Genomic DNA, 19,348 nt, shown 5'->3' with positions numbered 1-19,348 from the left:
AACATTTATTCCTTTCTTTTTTGTGATGGCAATGTTTTAATAGCCGCCAATTCAATATCTAATCCAGCAACATATCGTGTCATAAATGACTCAAATCCAGCAACATCAATTGGATCTGGTGATAAAGTTTCAGATTTTTCATTAGCGAAAACAACTTGACTTAAAAAGTCATCTAATGTTTCATCAGTACGTTTATTTGCAACATATAGTGACAAAATTGCCATGCCCCAAGGGCCACCTTCACCTGCAGTTTTCATCACAGTAATGTCGGTATTTAAGGCTGCAGATAACAACTTTTGAGCAACAATGGGTGTTTTAAATACGCCACCTTGTGCCACAATATTATCAGTCAGTACTTGTTCATCTTCTAATATACGCATACCAATCTTAATTGCACCAAAAGCTGTAAACAAATGCATACGCATCAAATTACCAATTGTGAAATTAGAGTCAGGTTGCCTAACAAGTAATGGTCTCCCCTCAGGAATGGCAGTAATATTTTCTCCTGAATAATACCCATAGCCAGAAAGTCCACCTGCATCCGGTTCAGCATCATTTAATGCAGCATCAAACAATGTTTGATAGAGTTGACTTGTTGAAATGTCACAACCAATTAACTTTGCAAATTGCGCAAAAAGTTTCGACCATGCATTTAAATCGGATGCAGAATTGTTAGCATGTACCATTGCTACAGGTAATCCGGTGGGTGTTGTGACAATGTCAATATTACTGTAAACATGTTCAAGATTTTTTTCCAAAACAATCATTGAAAAAATTGAAGTGCCAACCGAAATATTACCTGTCCTCTTTTTGACACTGTTGGTGGCTACCATACCAGTCCCGGCATCCCCTTCAGGAGGCGCAATAATTGCCCCAGCTGTTAAGTGACCCGTTGGATCTAATAGCTTTGCGCCTTTTTCTGTCAGGTGACCTGCATTGCCACCAGCTTTTAATGGTTTTGGTAAAATATTGTCTATTTGCCAATTGTATTGTTGAACTGATTTAAGTGAATTAAATTGATCCAGCATTAACTGATTATAAGCTCCCGTTTTTTCATCAATCGGAAACATACCAGATGCATCACCAATACCAATTACCTTCTCATCTGTTAACTGCCAATGTACGTACCCAGCTAATGTGGTCAAAAAATCAATATTTTTAACATGTGTTTCTTGATTTAAAATGGCTTGATAAAGATGTGCAACACTCCAACGTTGCGGAATATTAAAATTAAATAATTTGGTTAATTCTGAAGCAGATTCACCCGTAATGGCGTTACGCCAAGTCCGAAAAGGTACTAATAATTGATTATTTTTGTCAAATGCCAAATAACCATGCATCATAGCAGAAAATCCCATTGTTTTAATGCTGGTTATTGCCACGCTGTAGTTATCATGAATTTGCTTTTGTAAATTGGCATATGCCGTCTGTAGACCTAGCCAAATGTCAGCAACCGCATAAGTCCAAAGCCCATCTTGAAAATTATTGTCCCATTCGTAACTACCTGAAGCAATTGTTTTAAAGTCTTCTGTTGTTAATACAGCTTTAACCGTGGTCGATCCAAATTCCACGCCCAAGGCAATGTTGCCTGCTTTAATTGCTTGCATTGTTTCTTCATGTGTCATCATAAACATTCTCCTAAGTGAAAAACGCTAATCAGTTCGTGTTCATCTGACTAGCGTTTTTGTTTTGATTCAGATAAACCATTTGAATTTTATCGTGCTTTAATGGTTTGTCCCTTGTGCCTCAATTTCTTCAAGTGTTTTACCGTAGGTTTCTGGTACGGCAAATTTAATAAAGAGCACGGCAATGATTGAGATAACACCAAAAATTGCAAATACTGATGCTTGTGGCATTGCCGCAGTCATAATTGGAAACAAAAGACCTACAGCAAATGATCCAAGCCAGTTAAATGATGACGCTAAACCACTAGCACGTCCGCGAATAGCTAACGGAAATACTTCTCCTACTAATACCCAAGTAAGTGGTGCCCAAGTAAATGAATAAAACGCCACAAATATAGATAAGAACACAACTATCAACATAGGTGGAAACTTATCTGCACCAAGAAGTGCATTTAACGCAGCAGGCATCAAGAAGGACAATGCCATAATTGTTCCCCCAAGCATCAGCAATGTACGACGCTTGAATCTATCCGCGATGACAATGTAAAGTAGTGCACCAAGAACAAGAATGACACCTTGAATAATAGGCCACAATAGTGCGCTAGAAGCCGCTTGTCCACTGGCTCTTTCAACAATCAAAGGAATATAGTAGAAGATAGCGTTTGCTCCCATAAACTGTTGAAAAGCTGCTACACCAATCCCAGCTGTTACAAGATAACGATACTTACTTGAAAACAACGTTCCCAAGGTAATATTTTTTTGAGCACCTGCTTCAAGCGCGACAGTTTTTTGAATATCCTTTAATTCTGGATCAACTTCTCTATCTGGACGAATATAAGTTAAAACTTGACGTGCTTCTTTTAATTTATTAGTTTTGACCAAAAATCGAGGTGATTCAGGTAACCGTAAAACACCAAAGAAGAGTATAATGGCGGGCACTGCTGCTAACCCTAACATTAGGCGCCACGCAATTGTGTGAGGTAATCCTTGCAATAAATAGTCAACAATATAGGATAAAAGCATACCAGACACAATCATCAGCTGGTTTAATCCTGATAAGCGACCACGCGTTTTAGCAGGAGCCATTTCAGACATATAGGATGGTACTAAAGCCGAAGCGGCTCCTACTGCCAAACCAAGTAACACACGTGCACACAACAACCAAGCAACACCATTATTTGGCGAAAATCCTGCCATTATGGCACCAATGGCAAATACAAATGATGATGCAAGAATCATGCGACGACGGCCTAATTTATCAGATAATTGACCTGCCAATGCGCCACCAACAATTGCTCCTAACATGAGTGTTGATGTTATCCAACCAATTGTACCAGCATCAGTTAAATGCCAATCTCTTTGTAAAAACGGCAAAGCACCTGTCATAACGCCGATGTCATAACCAAATAAAATGCCACCAAAAGCACCGAAGAAATAAATGAAAGCACTTCCTATTTTTTTTGTAGCTCTATTTTCCATGTTTACACCATTACTTAATATCTACGAATGTCAGATCAAATAACTTCGCTAAATCAGTCAATTGTTCAGTATCCACTGCAAAACTCAACGTTGTATGATGGCCACCACCAACTGTTAACCAGCCTTCTGCACCAGCTTTAAGCCCTGATTTTGGTGTCCAAAGTTGCTTAGCAACAGGCAAAAATGGAGTTTCAGATTCAGGTTTATTACCGGTAACTTCATAACTAATCAATTTAAATTCATCGCCAAAGTCAGCTAACGTGACATCAATCGCATCACCTGGGCGTCCAGTAAATACCAAACGTGCAGGATCTTCTTTACCACCAATATCTAGTGGATGCACTTCAATACGTGGCTTATCTGAGGCAATTGTTGGATCAACCTCTAACATATGTGATCCCAAAATTGCTTCATGCCCCTTACGCAGATCTAGTGTGTAGTCTTCCATAAAGGCTGTTGCCTGGTTATGAGAAACAATTTTTAGCAAACGTGTTAGGGCTGCTGTTTTCCAATCACCCTCACCGGCAAATCCATAACCATCAGCCATCAACAGTTGAACAGCCAAACCAGGCAATTGTTCCAAGCCAACCAAGTCTTCAAAGTTAGTCGTAAATCCTGAATAACCTTTGTCAGTCATAAACTTTTTAAGCGCAATATATTCACGTAACTGATATTTAACATTGTGCTCAAATTTTTCAGGCGTATTTTTTCCTTCAATAAAATCATATTTCGATTGTAAGTCTTCATATAGCTGATCAATATCATCATCATTGACGGCATTGACATAAGCAACTAAGTCACCTACACCCCAATAATCTACTGTCCAGCCCAACTTGATTTGTGCTTCAATTTTATCACCATCTGTCACCGCCACGTTACGCATTTTATCCGCAAATGTAACGATTTTAATTTTAAAACTCTCATTGTAGGCAACAGCGACATCCATCCATTTACCAATTTGCGTTTGAATATCATCATCGGCCCAGTGCCCAAAAATAATTTTGTTGTTCAAACGTAAGCGGGCATTAATAAATGCATATTCACGATCGCCATGAGCAGATTGGTTTAAATTCATATAATCAAAGTCAATTGTGTCATAAGGAATCGTATTCAACATTTGTGTTGCTAAATGCATAAGGGGTTTATTTAATAGTTGCGTACCACGAATCCAATTTTTTGCTGGCGAAAATGTGTGCGCCCAAGTAATAATACCGGCCACAGAATCATCATAGTTTGCTTCCATCATTGTTTTTGTAATGTTTTCAGCAGTGACACCGACCGTCTTAAATTCAATCGGATAAGGTAATTTACCTGATTCATTTAATTTGTTAATCAGTTTTTTTGAGTCTTCTTCGACTTGTGTCAATACCTCTGGTCCGTACAAAAATTGAGATCCTGTCACAAACCAAAACTTATAATCTTTTATATCAGCCACTTTAAATTCCTCTTTTTACTGGATTATTTATAATCATGTACAGCAAAATTACATTTATCTAGAATTAATAAGTTCGTTGTAAACGCTTACAAACAAAGTTTACAATATTTATACGTATAAGTCAAATATATTTTATTTTATCTGATGAATTAAATTTAATCTTCCTATGCAATTATCTTCTCGTGATTATAGTAAAACACTTTAATTGGTACACATTATAAAAGATGTTGCTTTTTAAATTTTAAAGTTGTATAATTTCACGTATACTCAAAAAGTAAACGCTTACATAGAGATTGCGCTACTTAGTCATCACTATTATTATGCCTATATCTTCTATATATAGGTAAGATATTAATGTGCTTTGTTCCTATAACCTTCTATATGAAGCTATCAGCATGAACTAACTACTAAAAAACTGTCAATTTAAAATTGGTATAGTCATCTGGTGTCTTTTTGATTAAAGCATTAAACTAACAAAAAAGGATGGTATCACTAAATGACAATCGTTTCAGGAAAAGAAATTATTCAACAGGCGCGGACTAACCATTACGCAGTAGGCGCCTTTAACACTAACAATCTGGAATGGACTAAAGCTATTTTGCATATGGCTGCCACTCAAAAAGCGCCGACATTTGTAGCAGCTTCTATGGGCGCCATTAAGTATATGGGTGGTTACAAAACAGTGGCTCATTTAATTCAAGATCTAGACGACGCACTCGATGTATCAGTTCCAATTGCTATTCACCTCGATCACGGTGACTATGATGCATCTCTAGCAGCCATTGACGCTGGATTCACATCCATTATGTTTGATGGCTCTCATTTACCACTAAACGAAAATTTAGCTCGAACGCGTGAAATTGTGCAAATTGCGCATGAAAAAGGTATCTCAGTCGAAGCAGAAATTGGTAGCATTGGTGGTGAAGAAGACGGTATTATCGGTAACGGTGAAATTGCACCAATTGCCGACGCAATTGCTATGGTGAACACTAAAATCGACTTTTTAGCCGCTGGTATTGGCAACATCCATGGTGCCTATCCAGATAATTGGCAAGGCCTAAACCTTGGCCATTTGCAAAAATTAACAGCTGCTGTTAACGATGTTGCGGGATACAATGTCCCTATTGTTTTACATGGTGGTTCCGGTGTACCTGATGACCAAATTCTGAAAGCTATTGCTTTAGGTGTCGCTAAGATTAACGTTAACACTGAGGCACAATTAGCATTTCATCAGGCAGTGCGCGACTTTGTTTTATCAGGGCAGGACTTGCAAGGAAAAAATTACGATCCTCGAAAATTTCTGGCCCCTGGTGTCGTAGCGATAGAAAAATCATTAACTGAGCGTATGTCCATATTTGGTAGCATAGGAAAAGCAACATACTAATAACGCTATCAAAAAAACAGTTGTATTTAGGAATAGACCTAAACACAACTGTTTTTTTATTTAGCGGTGTATATCACTTATTTTTCCGCGCCAACGCACTCATTTGTTGCTGTAATTCACCTAGCATTTTTGTTTGCAATTTTTGAACTTCAAATAAATCAGGATTATCCTTTTGGATAATACGATCAATTTTTGCATGCAAAACGCGCATCTCTTCTTCTGTTTTTAAATTAATATGAAAATCATTATCCGCATGCAAACGATCATAATCTGATGATCTATTTTGACTCATCAATATTAATGGTGCTTGTAGCGCAGCAACCATACTCAAAAACAGGTTTAATAATATAAATGGATACGAATCAAAATGCATGTTAAACAAATGAAAAACATTAATGGTAATCCACACAACCATTGCACAAATAGATATAATGATAAACCGCCAGCTACCACCAAAATGTGCAACTTTATCCGCAACTTTTTGGCCAAAAGTGTAGGATTCCTTTTGATGCTTATTGACATTGACAATTTTGAAATTTTTATCTGTTAATATATGCGTTAACCTGTTATTAACATGCATACTTTCTCTATGCTTCAGTACTATCATTTTATCAATCTTAGCTAAACGATATTTAAGCAAATGATCTAAACAAATAAAATCATTCTCTGTGCTATTAGGATAATCATGATAAATGGTATTTTGCAAATCTAAATCCAGTTCCTGTAATAAAACACCTTCTGTAATACTTTTACTCGCACCATCAACTAAACAACTTAAGCCATTGTTGAATTCAGACATCATGCCAACCTCCCGCATCATTATTTATGAATAAGACTTCGTATAGTCATCGTAACCGTTTTAAAATTACTTCATCTGTCAAAAAATTAGCCTATATCTCTTACAGACTCTCGTTCTATTAATTTAGAGCTGTACACGACAGAATTAGTTTTATGATGTTTTATTTTTTGCAACAACAATTGGGCCGCATCTTTCCCCATATCTTCCTTTGCATGCGTCATGGTCGTAAGTCTTGGAGACAGATACTGTGACAATTGGAAATCATCAAAGCCTATCACAGATATATCTTCTGGCACTTTTAACCCAACATCATGTATTAAATCAATTGTTCTTATCGCTAATTGATCATTGTAAGCAATAATTGCGGTTGGTCTTTGCTCAGGTTTCTTTGCTAATAACTCACTAATAGCACGTAAAGCATCGTTTACTTCATCAGACTTGTACATAATTGGGGTACAGTACGGTAAAATATTGGGATGATCTTGATAGGCTTTTAGATAACCCGCCATACGATGAACACCTTGACTATCAGAAACCTGAAAAACACCGACAATTTTTTTATGTCCTCTTTTAATCAGATAATTTGTCGCGCGGTCAAAAGCTAACTTGTCATCACTAACTAGTTTGGTCCCCTCAAAATTGTTATAGGCCGCGTTGATAAATACCATCGGAATATTCATTTGGTCAAGTTTTTGATACAGATCAATATTAGTTGTGTCTAATGCACTTTGAGTTGGCTCTATGATTAATCCACCTAAATTTTGACCCATAAGATTTGTGAGTGCTGTACGTTCTCGCACGGGATCGTTATGTGTATTAGCTAAAACGAGAGAAAATCCATTTTCAGATAAAACTTGATCTGCACCATCAATAATAGCTGGGAAAATATATGATGCCACATGTGTAGATAAAATACCAATGACTTTTGGCGCATCTTCAAATTTTTTTGTAACCGACCAATCGGCTACAAAAGAGCCGCCACCTTGTACCCGGTAAACAAATTTTTCATTTTCCAAGTCAGAAATAGCACGGCGCACTGTATATCGACTTACTGAAAAGTCAGACATCATGTCACTTTCAGTAGGCAATTGTTGATCTTTTTGATACGTACCACGCAATATTTTATCTAGAATACTTTTTTTAATAATTTCATATTTATTTGCCATAGTAACATTATTCGTGCAGAACTGTCATTTCTAACAATTATCCGCACAAAACCCATCATTTATTTTGTATATTTTTCAAGACACTTTCATCTTAACATATTCTCATGTATTCATACAAAATATAGTTTACGACATCAAATCGCCTATCCGTGCTTCTAACATTCAAAAATTTTATGCGCGCTCATGCCAATTAATTGCTAACAATACTTCGCGTCATTATTTGCCCCGATTTTCAGTTATGATGCCCACATCCTCTTTATCAGCTAATTTAAAAATGTGCCAAAATGTGATAGCAATTATCCAAGTCACTACAAACATCATGACCAAGATTAACCCCATTTTATTAAAGTCTAAAGCTGCTACCCAGTGTGTCAATACATTGTGCCAATCAAACATAGCGCTAAATGACTGCACCAAATCAATAAAGCCAATAAAGCCAGCTGCTAATATAGAAATGCCGGTAATCGTTAAATTATAATAAACTTTACGATAGGGTGATGAAAATACCCAATTATAGGTGGTACTCATAAAAAAGCCGTCTACCGTATCCATTAAACACATACCAGCAGTAAATAACAACGGAAAAGCCATTGTTGCATACCACGGTACACCTGCATTTGCTGCGGTAGCCGATGTTGCCAACACTGCAATTTGTGTTGCCGTATCAAATCCCAAGCCAAATAAAAAGCCAACAAAAGCTACTTGCCAATTATGTTTAATCATTCCTAATAATTTTAAAAATAAGCGATAGATTTTAGATGTCACTATCTGTTTATCAATTTCAATGTGTTCGGGATGTTGATGGCTCATCTGCTTAAATTTCAACCAGATATCATGTAAAATAACACTATTAACACTAGCCAATATGAGTAACATAATTCCTGCAATCAACGTACCGATGGCCCCACCGATTTGCTCAAAAACGGGCATAGTATCCTTAGCCCATTCAACAAATACTACCGTTAACAAGGCCATTAACACCACAACCATTGAATGTCCAAATGAAAAACTGAAACCCACACCCCTTGTATTTTTACCATCATTAAGCATTTTACGTGTCATATTATCAATAGCTGCAATATGATCAACGTCAAACGCATGATGTAAACCCATTGTAAACGACAAATAAGCCATCGCAATCATTTCAGGATACTGTGCTGCACGAGTCAGCAATAAAAGTATGCCAGCTATTAAAAAAATCAGAATAACGCTCCCATAGCGTAAAGCATCGGCCTGAATTGTCGCGTGTTTTTTTGTCATCAACATCATAAATTTTCTCCTCGTATTGTCTAATAGTAGATTATCATGTTCGTGACGTGATAGACATTTTTTGAACAAAACATGTCCTTAACGTACAAAAAATGTCCTTTTACATCTTTTTTAGATCATAAAATATCGTCAAAAAAATTTTCCAAGCTTTAATAATTGAACTGATTGTTACTGTTGACTATATCAGTCTTACGAGAGAATTTTAACTTTTGAATCAGTAGTAAAATCCGTGTCGATAGTCCCATGATGGGAAAATGTCACTCATGATTTTCATGATTTTATCAACATCTAATCCCTTTCGAATCAAGATTGGTGCTGGTTGCACACCAACAATACCATTCTGTTCTGGAATGAGCTGACCTGATTCATCAACCATTGACACCATCACGCCTTGATCATAGCGTGTATCCGAATTCTTATCAGATTGAATTGATGCTACGTAGTCATTTGCTTCAATGATTAGATCAGCAGCATTTTCAATTTGATCACCAATACCAGCAACCACACCTCGATTTCCCTTACCAGAAGGATTAGCCGAACTAGCAAATGAGAACTTGCCATATTTTCCCCACATTTCTTTGGCAATGTTTTCACTTGGTGTGCCAAATTTGATAACAAAGCAACTGGTTTCGCGTTTATCCATCATTAAATCTTTTGTCCCATCATTTGGTAGCTTACTTTTAGCCTCTTCTTTCCATGGCAAGATGCAACCTAACAAGATATCCTCATCCCAATGTTTCTGATACATCTGTTCAATTTCCGGTGTCATCTGAGCTAATTCTTTTACTTGTTCTATTGAACCACATAACACCACACCGGGCTTGTTGCGTTTACGATTTTTAGCTGCAAATTTACGTTCCAAACCTTTGTCATCTGAAGTCATGATAATATAACCAACTTTAGTTGGGCTAACAATCATGCCGCCGTCTTCTTTCAAAATGCTAATGGCCTCGCTTTGAATGCCGCCATTCCAGTGAATCTTTGTCGTTGTTGCTTCTGTCATTGTAAAATACCATCCTTTTTAAATTTTGCTTTTTCTTTAGTTATATTTATACGTTAGTACATACTCATTGCTTGTTTCATTAACTACTACCTATAAAAAAATTGACCGTTGCTTTTCAAAGGCAGTAATTAATTTTTCATACTTCATCGTATTATCAATATCATCTTCACCATTAATAAATTTTTCTTTCCATTGTGAATTGATATTAAAATGGAAAATATCATCGTTATAAGTTACAGTTTGCTTAGGCAAATCAATTTGAATATATTCATCGGCCTGAATGCTACGTAATATTCGACGATTTTCTTCTGGTAAAACAATTGGTAACAAGCCGTTTTTGGTTGCATTCATGTAAAAGATATCTGAAAATCCGCCGCCAATTACTGCTCTAAAACCATAATCTGTCAACGCCCATACCGCATGTTCTCGTGATGATCCGGATCCAAAATCATTTCCTGTAACTAGAATTGAGGCACACTTATGCTCTGGCTTATTCAGTTCAAATGCTTCATTCAACGAACCGTCGGCATTGTAACGCCAATCGTAAAATAAATCTTTCCCAAATCCTGTTTTTAAAATATTTTTTAAAAATTGTTTAGGCAAGATAATGTCAGTATTGATGTTATCATTTGGAATAACAACCGCCCGACCTGTCTCTCTTACAAAAGCTTCCATACTATTATTCCCCTATACAAATTCATCTACTGTAATATCAACGAAATAGCCAGCTATGCCTGCTGCAGCAACCATAGCTGGAGAGGCTAAGTGTGTTCTGGACCCTGCACCTTGCCGGCCAATGAAATTCCTGTTTGATGTTGAAGCAACATGCTTTCCCGCTGGAATTTTATCTGGATTCATAGCTAAGCATGCTGAACATCCTGGTTCACGCCACTCACACCCTGCGTCTTCAAATATTTTGGCAATTCCCGATTTAATTGCTCGATTTCGAATTGCCCGACTGCCGGGCACTATCCAAGCGGTAACATTAGGCGCTAAGTGATGCCCTTTCATCATGTTTGCAGCAATTTCTAGATCTTCGTAACGACTATTCGTACAGGAACCGATGAAGATGTAATCCAAATTAATGTCAGTTGCCTTCATATGGGGATGCAATCCAATATATTCATAGGCATTGGCATTGGCATCATTATCATCTTTGATTGCTGGTAACGATTGATCAACAGGTGTTGCCATGCCTGGATTTGTTCCCCATGTTACCATCGGTTTCAAATTTGATACGTCAAAAGTTAGCGTCTCATCAAAATCACTTTCATCATCTGTGTAGAATTGTAACCAATAATTTTTAGCAGCTTCAAAGTCTTTTGGTGCTTGTTCACGGCCTTCAATGTAATCAAATGTCGTTTGATCTGGTTGCACCATACCAGTTCTTGAACCAGCTTCAATTGACATATTACACATCGTCATACGGGCCTCCATTGAAAGGTTCTCAACAGTTTCTCCGTAAAATTCAATCGCATAACCGACCCCAAATGACACCCCATATTTAGCAATGATACCCATAATAATGTCTTTTGCATAAGTATTTTTGAGCAATTTTCCAGTGACTTTGATTCCCATTGTCTTTGGTTTAACTTGCCAAATCGTTTGAGTTGCTAATACATGTTCAACTTCAGAAGTACCAATGCCAAAGGCAATTGCGCCAAACGCACCATGAGTTGCCGTATGTGAATCACCACAAACAATCAATTTAGCAGGTTGTGTCAGCCCTCTTTCTGGTCCCACAACATGGACAATCCCCTGCTTATCATCCCCAATTGATGCCAATGGCACACCAAATTCTTTTGTATTTTTAACTAACGTATCCATCTGTAATCGTGACATGTGATCTTGTACATTAAATATATCTTTCGTTGAGACGTTATGATCCATCGTTGCAAAAGTCAGATCTGGTCGTCTCACACGGCGATTCGTATTTCTTAATCCATCAAAAGGCTGAGGTGAGGTGACCTCATGTATTAAATGTAAATCCACATATATCAGTTGCGCTTCACCAATCTCCCCTGTAATGACATGTTTTTCCCAAATTTTATCAAATAACGTTTTGCTCATTTTGTGGCCGCCAGTTCATGTTTTTTTATGTAATCAACCATTTTTTGTGTGACTTCATTGGTCGTCATCACGCCACCCATATCTGGTGTTACATAGTGATTTTCAATAATATAATTCACTGCTGCAGTCATTTTATCTGCAATGCTTTTTTCATCAAAACTTTCTGTCAACATCATAGCTATTGTATTTACCATTGAAATTGGATTCGCTATGCCTTGACCCGCAATGTCTGGTGCTGAGCCATGAATTGGTTCATACAAATTAGGACCGTTTTCGCCAATTGACATAGAAGGTATTTGACCGATTGAACCTGTGATTTGTGCTGCTTCATCACTTAAAATATCCCCAAACAAATTAGGCATAATCACAACATCGAATATTGCAGGTTTTGACATAATAGCCATTGTCATTGCGTCAACATAATAGTAATCAATTGCAACATCTGGATAATTTTTGCCCACTTCATTTGCAATTTTTCGCCAGAATTTTGACGTAGCTAATACGTTTGATTTGTCCACAATGGTGACATGTTTCTTCCGCTTTTGAGCCATTTTAAAGCCTTGATGCATAATTCGCGTCACTTCTTCTTCATTGTAATAAATCGTATCAATAGCTTGATGTTCTTCAAGCTTGCGTGGTTTTCCAAAATAGGCGCCTGAAGTCAATTCACGAACAATTACAAAATCCGTATTTTTAACATATTCTGGTTTTAATGGTGACCGATCAATTTGTGCTGATGTCACTTTTGTTGGTCGTATATTAGCAAATAAATTAAGTTGTGATCTGATTTCTAGTAGTCCCTGTTCCGGACGACGTGACATGTTATCCCATTTAGGTCCACCAATAGCACTAAGTAACACCGCATCAGCTTGTTTTGCAATATTAATAGTTGACTGTGGTAATGGATCTCCCGCACGATCAATACCATCCCCACCAAAAGGTGCGTCTATGAGTTTATATGCAAATGCTTCATTCCTTGTCGCTGCCTCTAAGACTGCTAAACCGGCCGTCATGATTTCAGGACCGATATAGTCGCCTCTTAATACAACTATTTTTTTTACTGATGTCATCATTGATAACTCACCATTTCTTTTTCTTCAACAACTTGCATAATGATTTTTAATTGTTCATTCGTAACCAAATTCGACTCTTCTGCAACTGATTTAAAAATCGGAAAAATATTTTTCATATCATCACGTGTCACATCATATCCTAGACTATTTAGTTTTGACATAACTGCATGTGAGCCTGATAGTTTACCCAAAGGCAGGGATGCCGTTGCACCAACCATTCCCGGCTTCAAAATTTCATATGTTTCTGGATTTTTTAAGTACCCATCTTGATGAATACCAGATTCATGAGCAAACGCATTTCGTCCCATAATTGGTTTATTACTGGCAACTGGCATCTGTGTTGCGCGTGCAACAATATCGGAAATGGCCTTTGAATGTGACAAGACAATATCTGTTTCAACATTGAATTTCTCATGACGAACATATATAGCCGCTGCTGCTTCAATCATGTCAACGTTACCAGCACGTTCGCCGATTCCGTTAATTGTGCCTTGAATTTCCGTTGCACCATGCGCAATGCCTGCCAAGGCATTTGCCGTAGCCATTCCCAAATCGTTATGCGTATGTGTTGACCAACCAACAGTGTCAAAACCAACAATATTTCGACGCAAATTTTCAAAAACTTCACCGTATTCTTCTGGCGTATCATAACCAACAGTGTCTGGAATATTAATCATTGTTGCACCAGCATCAATAGCTGTTTGCACACTTGCGACCAAAAAATCAGGTTCAGTGCGTGTCGCATCCTCAGGTGAGAACACAATGTCTTGAATATATTGCTTAGTAAAAGCGACATCTGCTTTGATTTTGTCTAAAATTTCTTCTTTGGTCAAATGCAGCTTGAATTCACGATGAATCGGTGATGTAGCAATAAACACATGAATCATTGGATGTTTTGCACCCTTTGTTGCTTCAATTACCGCATTAATGTCATTTCTAACCAATCGTGCCAAACCTACAACTTTTGCTTTGTTCACAACTTCTGCAATACTTTTCACTGCTTCAAAATCTTTCTGAGAAGCTGCAGGAAATCCCGCTTCAATTGCTGATACGCCATAGTCATCCAAACCCTTTGCTATAGCAATTTTTTCTTCAACTGAAAAGTTGACGCCAATCGTTTGTTCACCATCACGCATTGTTGTATCATAAAAAGTTACTTTATTTGTCATAATTTCCTCCTGAAATTAAAAATCCCGGACTAGTCAGATTGACTAGTCCGGGATTATGCATGCACATCCTTTAATTCACTAGCCATTAGGTAAATACCTAACAGCCAGCTTAAAAGCTCAACTTGCTAGGGTTTGTCTGAGCAAGTTGAGGAGAAGGGCTGAATTTGTTTTATTCATTTGTACTGAAGCCTGATTTCTCATGTGAAAGATTTCCTTTTGATTTAATATGATAATCATAACTAATGACAAGTTCAGCGTCAAACAAAAGTTTATTTTTATTCCTATTTTATATAATTAAGATACTTTTATAACCCTAATGCCATTTTGGCGTATCTAGACATTCTATCAATTTTCCAAGCCGGTTCCCATGTGAGCACTACTTTGGTTGTTTTAACTTCTGGTAAGATAGTTAATGCTGCATCAATCATTTCTTCTAGCACACTACTTAACGGACAACCCATTGTAGTCAGTGTCATATTTATTATCACATCACCAGTATCATTGATATCAACACAGTTAATTAATCCTAGATTAACAATATCAATTCTTAATTCTGGATCAATCACTGTCTCTAAAATAGCCATAATGTCATTCTCTATTTTTTCTGGCATATTTACCCCACCGATCCAATCATTTCAAATTTCATTAAGCGATTTAATTCCACGGCATATTCCATTGGTAATTCTTTTGTGAAAGGTTCAATAAATCCCATGATAATCATTTCTGTGGCTTTTTCTGCAGAAATACCACGTGTCATCAAATAATATAGTTGTTCTTCAGAAACACGTGAAACTTTTGCTTCGTGTTCCATTGATACATTGCCGTTTAAAATTGTGTTGTAGGGAATTGTGTCTGCTGATGATTGATCATCAACCAGAATTGTGTCACATTCGACATGGGCAAATGACCCATCAGATTCACGGCCAAACTTGACCGTCCCACGATAATCTGTTTTCCCACCATCGTGGGCAATTGATTTTGAAATGATAGATGATGACGTATTTTTAGCATTATGGATCATTTGTGCACCAGAATCCAAATTAACACCTTCTCCAGCAACCGCAATTGACAACATAGTGCCCTTTGCGCCCTCACCATTCAAATAAACTGATGGATATTTCATCGTCGTTTTCGATCCGAAATTACCATCGACCCACTCCATGGTCGCATTTTCATGAGCAGATGCACGCTTTGTTTCCAACGAATACACATTATTTGACCAATTTTGGATCGTTGTGTACCGGCAATAACCATCTTTTTTGACAATAACTTCAACAACGGCAGCATGTAAAGCATCTCCAGAATACATTGGTGCTGAGCAACCTTCAACATAGTCAACATGTGCACCCTCATCAACAATAATCAGCGTGCGTTCAAATTGTCCTTCATTTTCTGTATTTATTCGAAAATAGGATTGAATCGGCGTATTAACGTGCACGCCCTTTGGAACATAAATAAATGTGCCACCAGACCAAACCGCTGCATTTAAAGCAGCTAGTTTATTATTGGTTGGTTTCACCAAAGAGCCAAAATATTCTTTCATCAATTCTGGATACTCTTGCACTGCCGTATCTGTATCAGTAAAAATAATCCCTGTTTTAGCAAATTCATCTTTCATACGATGATACACCACTTCTGATTCATACTGTGCGGAAGATCCAGCCAACCATTTTCGTTCTGCTTCGGGTACACCTAATCTTTCAAATGTTTCTTTTAGTTCAATTGGCACATCATTCCAATCACGATACTTATCGTTTGTTGGTTTATTATAATAATAAATATCTTCAAACCGAATGTCACTCAAATCTGGTCCCCAACTATGCATTGGCATATTAAGATATGTTTGATACGCTTGTAACCGATAATTTAGCATCCATTCTGGCTCGTTTTTCTTAGCAGATATTTGACGAATAATGCCCTCGTCTAATCCTTTACCTGTCGAAAATACTGCCTTATAATCATCTTGAAAACCTAACGCTTTAGCTTTATCAACTGCAATCGCTGCACGCGTTTTATCAATCGCTTCTTGTCTATCTATTTCCATCATCGCACCTCCTGTCATCTTTTATGACTAATAATTCATCTAAAGCATGCCATGCTAGTGTTGCACATTTGATACGCGCTGGAAACTTTGTCACACCAGCTAAAATTTGCGGTTCACCAAGAGACTTAACATCGGCTGCCTCACCACGCATCATTTTAGAAAATTCTGTCACTAAAAATGTGGCTTGTGCGCGCGTTTTCCCAGATACCAAATCACTCATCATAGATGCTGATGCTTTCGATATCACACAACCATCACCATAAAAATGAATATCAGTTACTTTATCATCGACAATATCAAACGCCAAATCAATTATATCGCCACAAGTTGGATTATATTTTTGTATATGATACGTTTCTTGTCCCAACATTGGTCGAAAATGATGCGGATACTGCGCATATGACATGATTGTTTGGCGATATAAATTATCTAAATTGTGCAAACTCACGGTTAAAATACTCCTTAATTTTTTTAAGCGCATCTATCAATCGGTCAATTTCTTCACGCGTATTGTACAGATAGAAACTCACACGCACTGTTGCTGCAACACCTAAGTAATTCATAAGAGGCTGCGCACAATGATGCCCTGCTCGTACTTCTATGCCTAATTGATCCAGCGCTGTTGCTAAATCATGAGCGTGCACGCCAGCCATATTAAACGCAATCACACCTGTATGATGCTCGCTATTTTGTGGCCCATAAATTGTAATTCTCGGCATCTTAGTCAGTTGTGATAGTGCATAACCTACTAATTCATGTTCATGTTTTGTCACGTCAGCCATACCAATATGAGTTAAATAATCAATAGCTGCACCTAGTCCAATAGCACCGGCAATATTTGGTGTCCCCGCTTCAAAACGCCAAGGTATTGGTTGAAACGTGGCTTCCTGTAAATTTACGCGTTCAATCATTTCACCACCATATTGTGCTGGGGTCATTTTTTCTAGTAGTTCACTTTTACCGTATAAGACACCAATGCCTGTTGGCCCCAACATTTTATGTCCTGAAAAAACCAAAAAATCAACAGCCATATCTTGTACATCGACTGCCATATGGGGCACTGATTGTGCACCATCTACAATCATAATAGCGCCATGTTCATGAGCCATTTGGGCGAGCAATTTAATAGGATTAACAACACCTAAAACATTAGAAACATGTGTCAGGGTAACTATTTTAGTTTTGTTAGTCATTTTTTGTTTAGCATCAGTTAAATTTAACGTGCCATCATTATTGAGGGTAATGTATTTCAACCTAGCTCCAACACGTTGTGCTAGTTGTTGCCATGGTACGATATTTGAATGGTGTTCCATATATGATAACAGGATTTCATCACCTGGTTTGAGTTGATCAACACCATATGTGCTTGCCAACCAATTCAATGATTCAGTTGTCCCGCGCGTAAATAAAATTTCAGTTCTTTTTTTTGCATGAATAAACATTTGTACTTTATCACGAACTTGTTCATATTGCTCAGTTGCACGTTGTGAGAGTTCGTAAATACCACGATGCACATTAGAATTATTATTTTGATAATAATCAACCAAGGCATCCATCATAACTTGTGGTTTTTGTGACGTCGCTGCACTATCCAAATAAATCATTTGTTGACCATTAATTTTTTGATTTAAAATCGGAAAATCAGATCTAATCGTCTTCATATTGTAACTTTCTTTCTATTTCTGACATCACTTTTTGTTGGGCTGCCCGAGTCGGCATTTTCATTAAAACCTCTCCCATAAAGCCACGAATAACTAACTTACGAGCCACGCGTTCACTAATGCCACGACTCATTAAATAATACATTTGCTCGTCATCCACACGGCCCACAGAAGCAGCATGCCCTGCTGTGACATCATTTTCATCAATAAGCAATAACGGATTAGCATCCCCTCTCGCTCGACGAGATAACATCAATACGCGTGATTCTTGTTGCGCATCTGATCCCTTGGCGCCTTTAATTATTTGACCAATACCATTAAACACCAATGTTGAGCGATTTAAAATTACACCACGTTGAAAAATATGGCCAACAGTATGTCGGCCTTTATTTAGAACAGTTGTAACTAGGCCTTGCGTTTGTTTTTTTATCGTTAATCCAATGACATTAGCATGCGATGTGGCGCCTTCACCATTTAGTTGACTAGCTACTCGCATCACGACATTGCCATCATTAAATTCCGCATTTTGCCAATCAACAGTAGCATGGTCTTTAACTAGAACCTCTCGGTTAATGAATGCAGTTGTCTGTTCCCCTAAAGAATCAATATTAGCGTAAGTCACTTGTGCACCAACATTAGCCAGTACTTCTATTACCACAGAGGCCTTTGTTTTTTCAGAACCAATCGTATGCATTTCTTGCAGAATAGTAACTTTCGCATGCGCGCCAACACAAACAAAAATTCGAGCCACAAAATCTTGACCTGACATAGCCAAATGATTCAATGCGAGATGCAAAACATCATCAAATTTTACTTGGTCTGGAATATATACAAATATACCAGTATTAAATTGTTCATAGTTTTGAGCAGATAAACGATCAGCGCGTTTTGAAATAACACTTCCAATGAGTTTATTAACTAAGGGCCCATACACCATCTGTGCTTGTTTCATGCCCATTACAATGACACCTTGTGCTATCATATTTTCCGACAAATGTTGATACGTAGTGGATTGCCCACTCACTTCGATGCCACTGATAGTATTCTTCAGAAAGTAAGTTGTTTTAGTATTTTCTGTAGCCGGTGTCAGCTCATCAAGTTGCCAACCACTATATCGAACTTTAGCGAACTCTGGCAATGGTAGAGATGCTATTGCAATATTATCAACCAT

General features: G+C 37.5%; 17 protein-coding genes. 1 reads left to right on the top strand and 16 read right to left on the bottom strand.

The features are described from left to right. Positions 1-5: 5 nt before the first annotated feature. The 3 genes from LEGAS_RS01340 to araA all read right to left on the bottom strand — a co-directional run bounded on the left by LEGAS_RS01340 (position 6) and on the right by araA (position 4,539). Positions 6-1,628 carry a xylulokinase gene (locus tag LEGAS_RS01340; RefSeq protein ID WP_013231188.1) on the bottom strand — a complete coding sequence of 541 codons (1,623 nt, stop codon included), beginning with the start codon at positions 1,626-1,628 and terminating at the stop codon, positions 6-8. A gap of 96 nt (positions 1,629-1,724) precedes the next feature. Then, positions 1,725-3,104: a sugar porter family MFS transporter gene (locus LEGAS_RS01335; protein ID WP_013231187.1), complete on the bottom strand. Its 1,380-nt coding sequence runs from the start codon at positions 3,102-3,104 to the stop codon at positions 1,725-1,727. A 10-nt stretch (positions 3,105-3,114) separates the two neighbouring features. After that, positions 3,115-4,539, bottom strand: a complete 1,425-nt coding sequence (gene araA, locus LEGAS_RS01330) for an L-arabinose isomerase (RefSeq protein WP_010382982.1) — start codon at positions 4,537-4,539, stop codon at positions 3,115-3,117. 496 nt (positions 4,540-5,035) lie between these two features. Between araA and fba the strand changes: the two genes are divergently transcribed. Then, the gene (gene fba / locus LEGAS_RS01325) at positions 5,036-5,923 is read left to right on the top strand and encodes a class II fructose-1,6-bisphosphate aldolase (RefSeq protein ID WP_010382984.1); all 888 of its coding nucleotides are present in this window, start codon (positions 5,036-5,038) and stop codon (positions 5,921-5,923) included. 73 nt (positions 5,924-5,996) lie between these two features. Here fba and LEGAS_RS01320 read toward each other — a convergent pair whose 3' ends face one another. From LEGAS_RS01320 to sufD, 13 genes are all read right to left on the bottom strand, one after another. Then, on the bottom strand, positions 5,997-6,722 hold the full coding sequence (locus LEGAS_RS01320; RefSeq protein WP_041771660.1) for a DUF1003 domain-containing protein: 726 nt from the start codon (positions 6,720-6,722) through the stop codon (positions 5,997-5,999). Positions 6,723-6,808: 86 nt separating this feature from the next. Further along, a complete protein-coding gene (locus LEGAS_RS01315; protein WP_013231185.1) occupies positions 6,809-7,888 on the bottom strand; it encodes a GntR family transcriptional regulator in 1,080 nt (359 codons plus the stop codon). Between the two features lie 216 nt (positions 7,889-8,104). Further along, positions 8,105-9,157 (bottom strand): HoxN/HupN/NixA family nickel/cobalt transporter, encoded by a 1,053-nt coding sequence (locus LEGAS_RS01310; protein ID WP_010382988.1) that lies wholly within the window; start codon positions 9,155-9,157, stop codon positions 8,105-8,107. Positions 9,158-9,371: 214 nt separating this feature from the next. Beyond that, the gene (locus LEGAS_RS01305) at positions 9,372-10,160 is read right to left on the bottom strand and encodes an L-threonylcarbamoyladenylate synthase (protein ID WP_010386011.1); all 789 of its coding nucleotides are present in this window, start codon (positions 10,158-10,160) and stop codon (positions 9,372-9,374) included. 90 nt (positions 10,161-10,250) lie between these two features. After that, positions 10,251-10,835 carry a 3-isopropylmalate dehydratase small subunit gene (gene leuD, locus LEGAS_RS01300; RefSeq protein ID WP_010386013.1) on the bottom strand — a complete coding sequence of 195 codons (585 nt, stop codon included), beginning with the start codon at positions 10,833-10,835 and terminating at the stop codon, positions 10,251-10,253. 12 nt (positions 10,836-10,847) lie between these two features. Beyond that, the gene (leuC, locus tag LEGAS_RS01295; protein ID WP_013231184.1) at positions 10,848-12,230 is read right to left on the bottom strand and encodes a 3-isopropylmalate dehydratase large subunit; all 1,383 of its coding nucleotides are present in this window, start codon (positions 12,228-12,230) and stop codon (positions 10,848-10,850) included. Continuing rightward, positions 12,227-13,300: a 3-isopropylmalate dehydrogenase gene (leuB, locus tag LEGAS_RS01290; RefSeq protein WP_041771809.1), complete on the bottom strand. Its 1,074-nt coding sequence runs from the start codon at positions 13,298-13,300 to the stop codon at positions 12,227-12,229. Before leuB ends, leuC begins: the two co-directional genes overlap by 4 nt. Beyond that, positions 13,300-14,472, bottom strand: a complete 1,173-nt coding sequence (locus LEGAS_RS01285; protein WP_010386019.1) for a 2-isopropylmalate synthase — start codon at positions 14,470-14,472, stop codon at positions 13,300-13,302. Before LEGAS_RS01285 ends, leuB begins: the two co-directional genes overlap by 1 nt. Before the next feature lie 305 nt (positions 14,473-14,777). Further along, positions 14,778-15,083: a metal-sulfur cluster assembly factor gene (locus LEGAS_RS01280; protein ID WP_010384254.1), complete on the bottom strand. Its 306-nt coding sequence runs from the start codon at positions 15,081-15,083 to the stop codon at positions 14,778-14,780. A gap of 2 nt (positions 15,084-15,085) precedes the next feature. Next, entirely contained in the window at positions 15,086-16,516 is a 1,431-nt protein-coding gene (gene sufB / locus LEGAS_RS01275) for a Fe-S cluster assembly protein SufB (RefSeq protein ID WP_010384256.1), read from the bottom strand. Continuing rightward, on the bottom strand, positions 16,503-16,964 hold the full coding sequence (gene sufU / locus LEGAS_RS01270) for a Fe-S cluster assembly sulfur transfer protein SufU (protein WP_013231182.1): 462 nt from the start codon (positions 16,962-16,964) through the stop codon (positions 16,503-16,505). The genes sufB and sufU overlap by 14 nt, the downstream gene beginning before the upstream one ends. Then, positions 16,942-18,177: a cysteine desulfurase gene (locus LEGAS_RS01265; protein WP_013231181.1), complete on the bottom strand. Its 1,236-nt coding sequence runs from the start codon at positions 18,175-18,177 to the stop codon at positions 16,942-16,944. The genes sufU and LEGAS_RS01265 overlap by 23 nt, the downstream gene beginning before the upstream one ends. Beyond that, positions 18,164-19,348: a Fe-S cluster assembly protein SufD gene (gene sufD / locus LEGAS_RS01260; protein WP_013231180.1), complete on the bottom strand. Its 1,185-nt coding sequence runs from the start codon at positions 19,346-19,348 to the stop codon at positions 18,164-18,166. Before sufD ends, LEGAS_RS01265 begins: the two co-directional genes overlap by 14 nt.

Origin of the sequence: Leuconostoc gasicomitatum LMG 18811, from assembly GCF_000196855.1 — a bacterium.
In the GTDB taxonomy this organism is placed as follows: Bacteria; Bacillota; Bacilli; order Lactobacillales; family Lactobacillaceae; genus Leuconostoc; species Leuconostoc gasicomitatum.
This window is presented reverse-complemented; position numbering and strand designations above follow the sequence as displayed.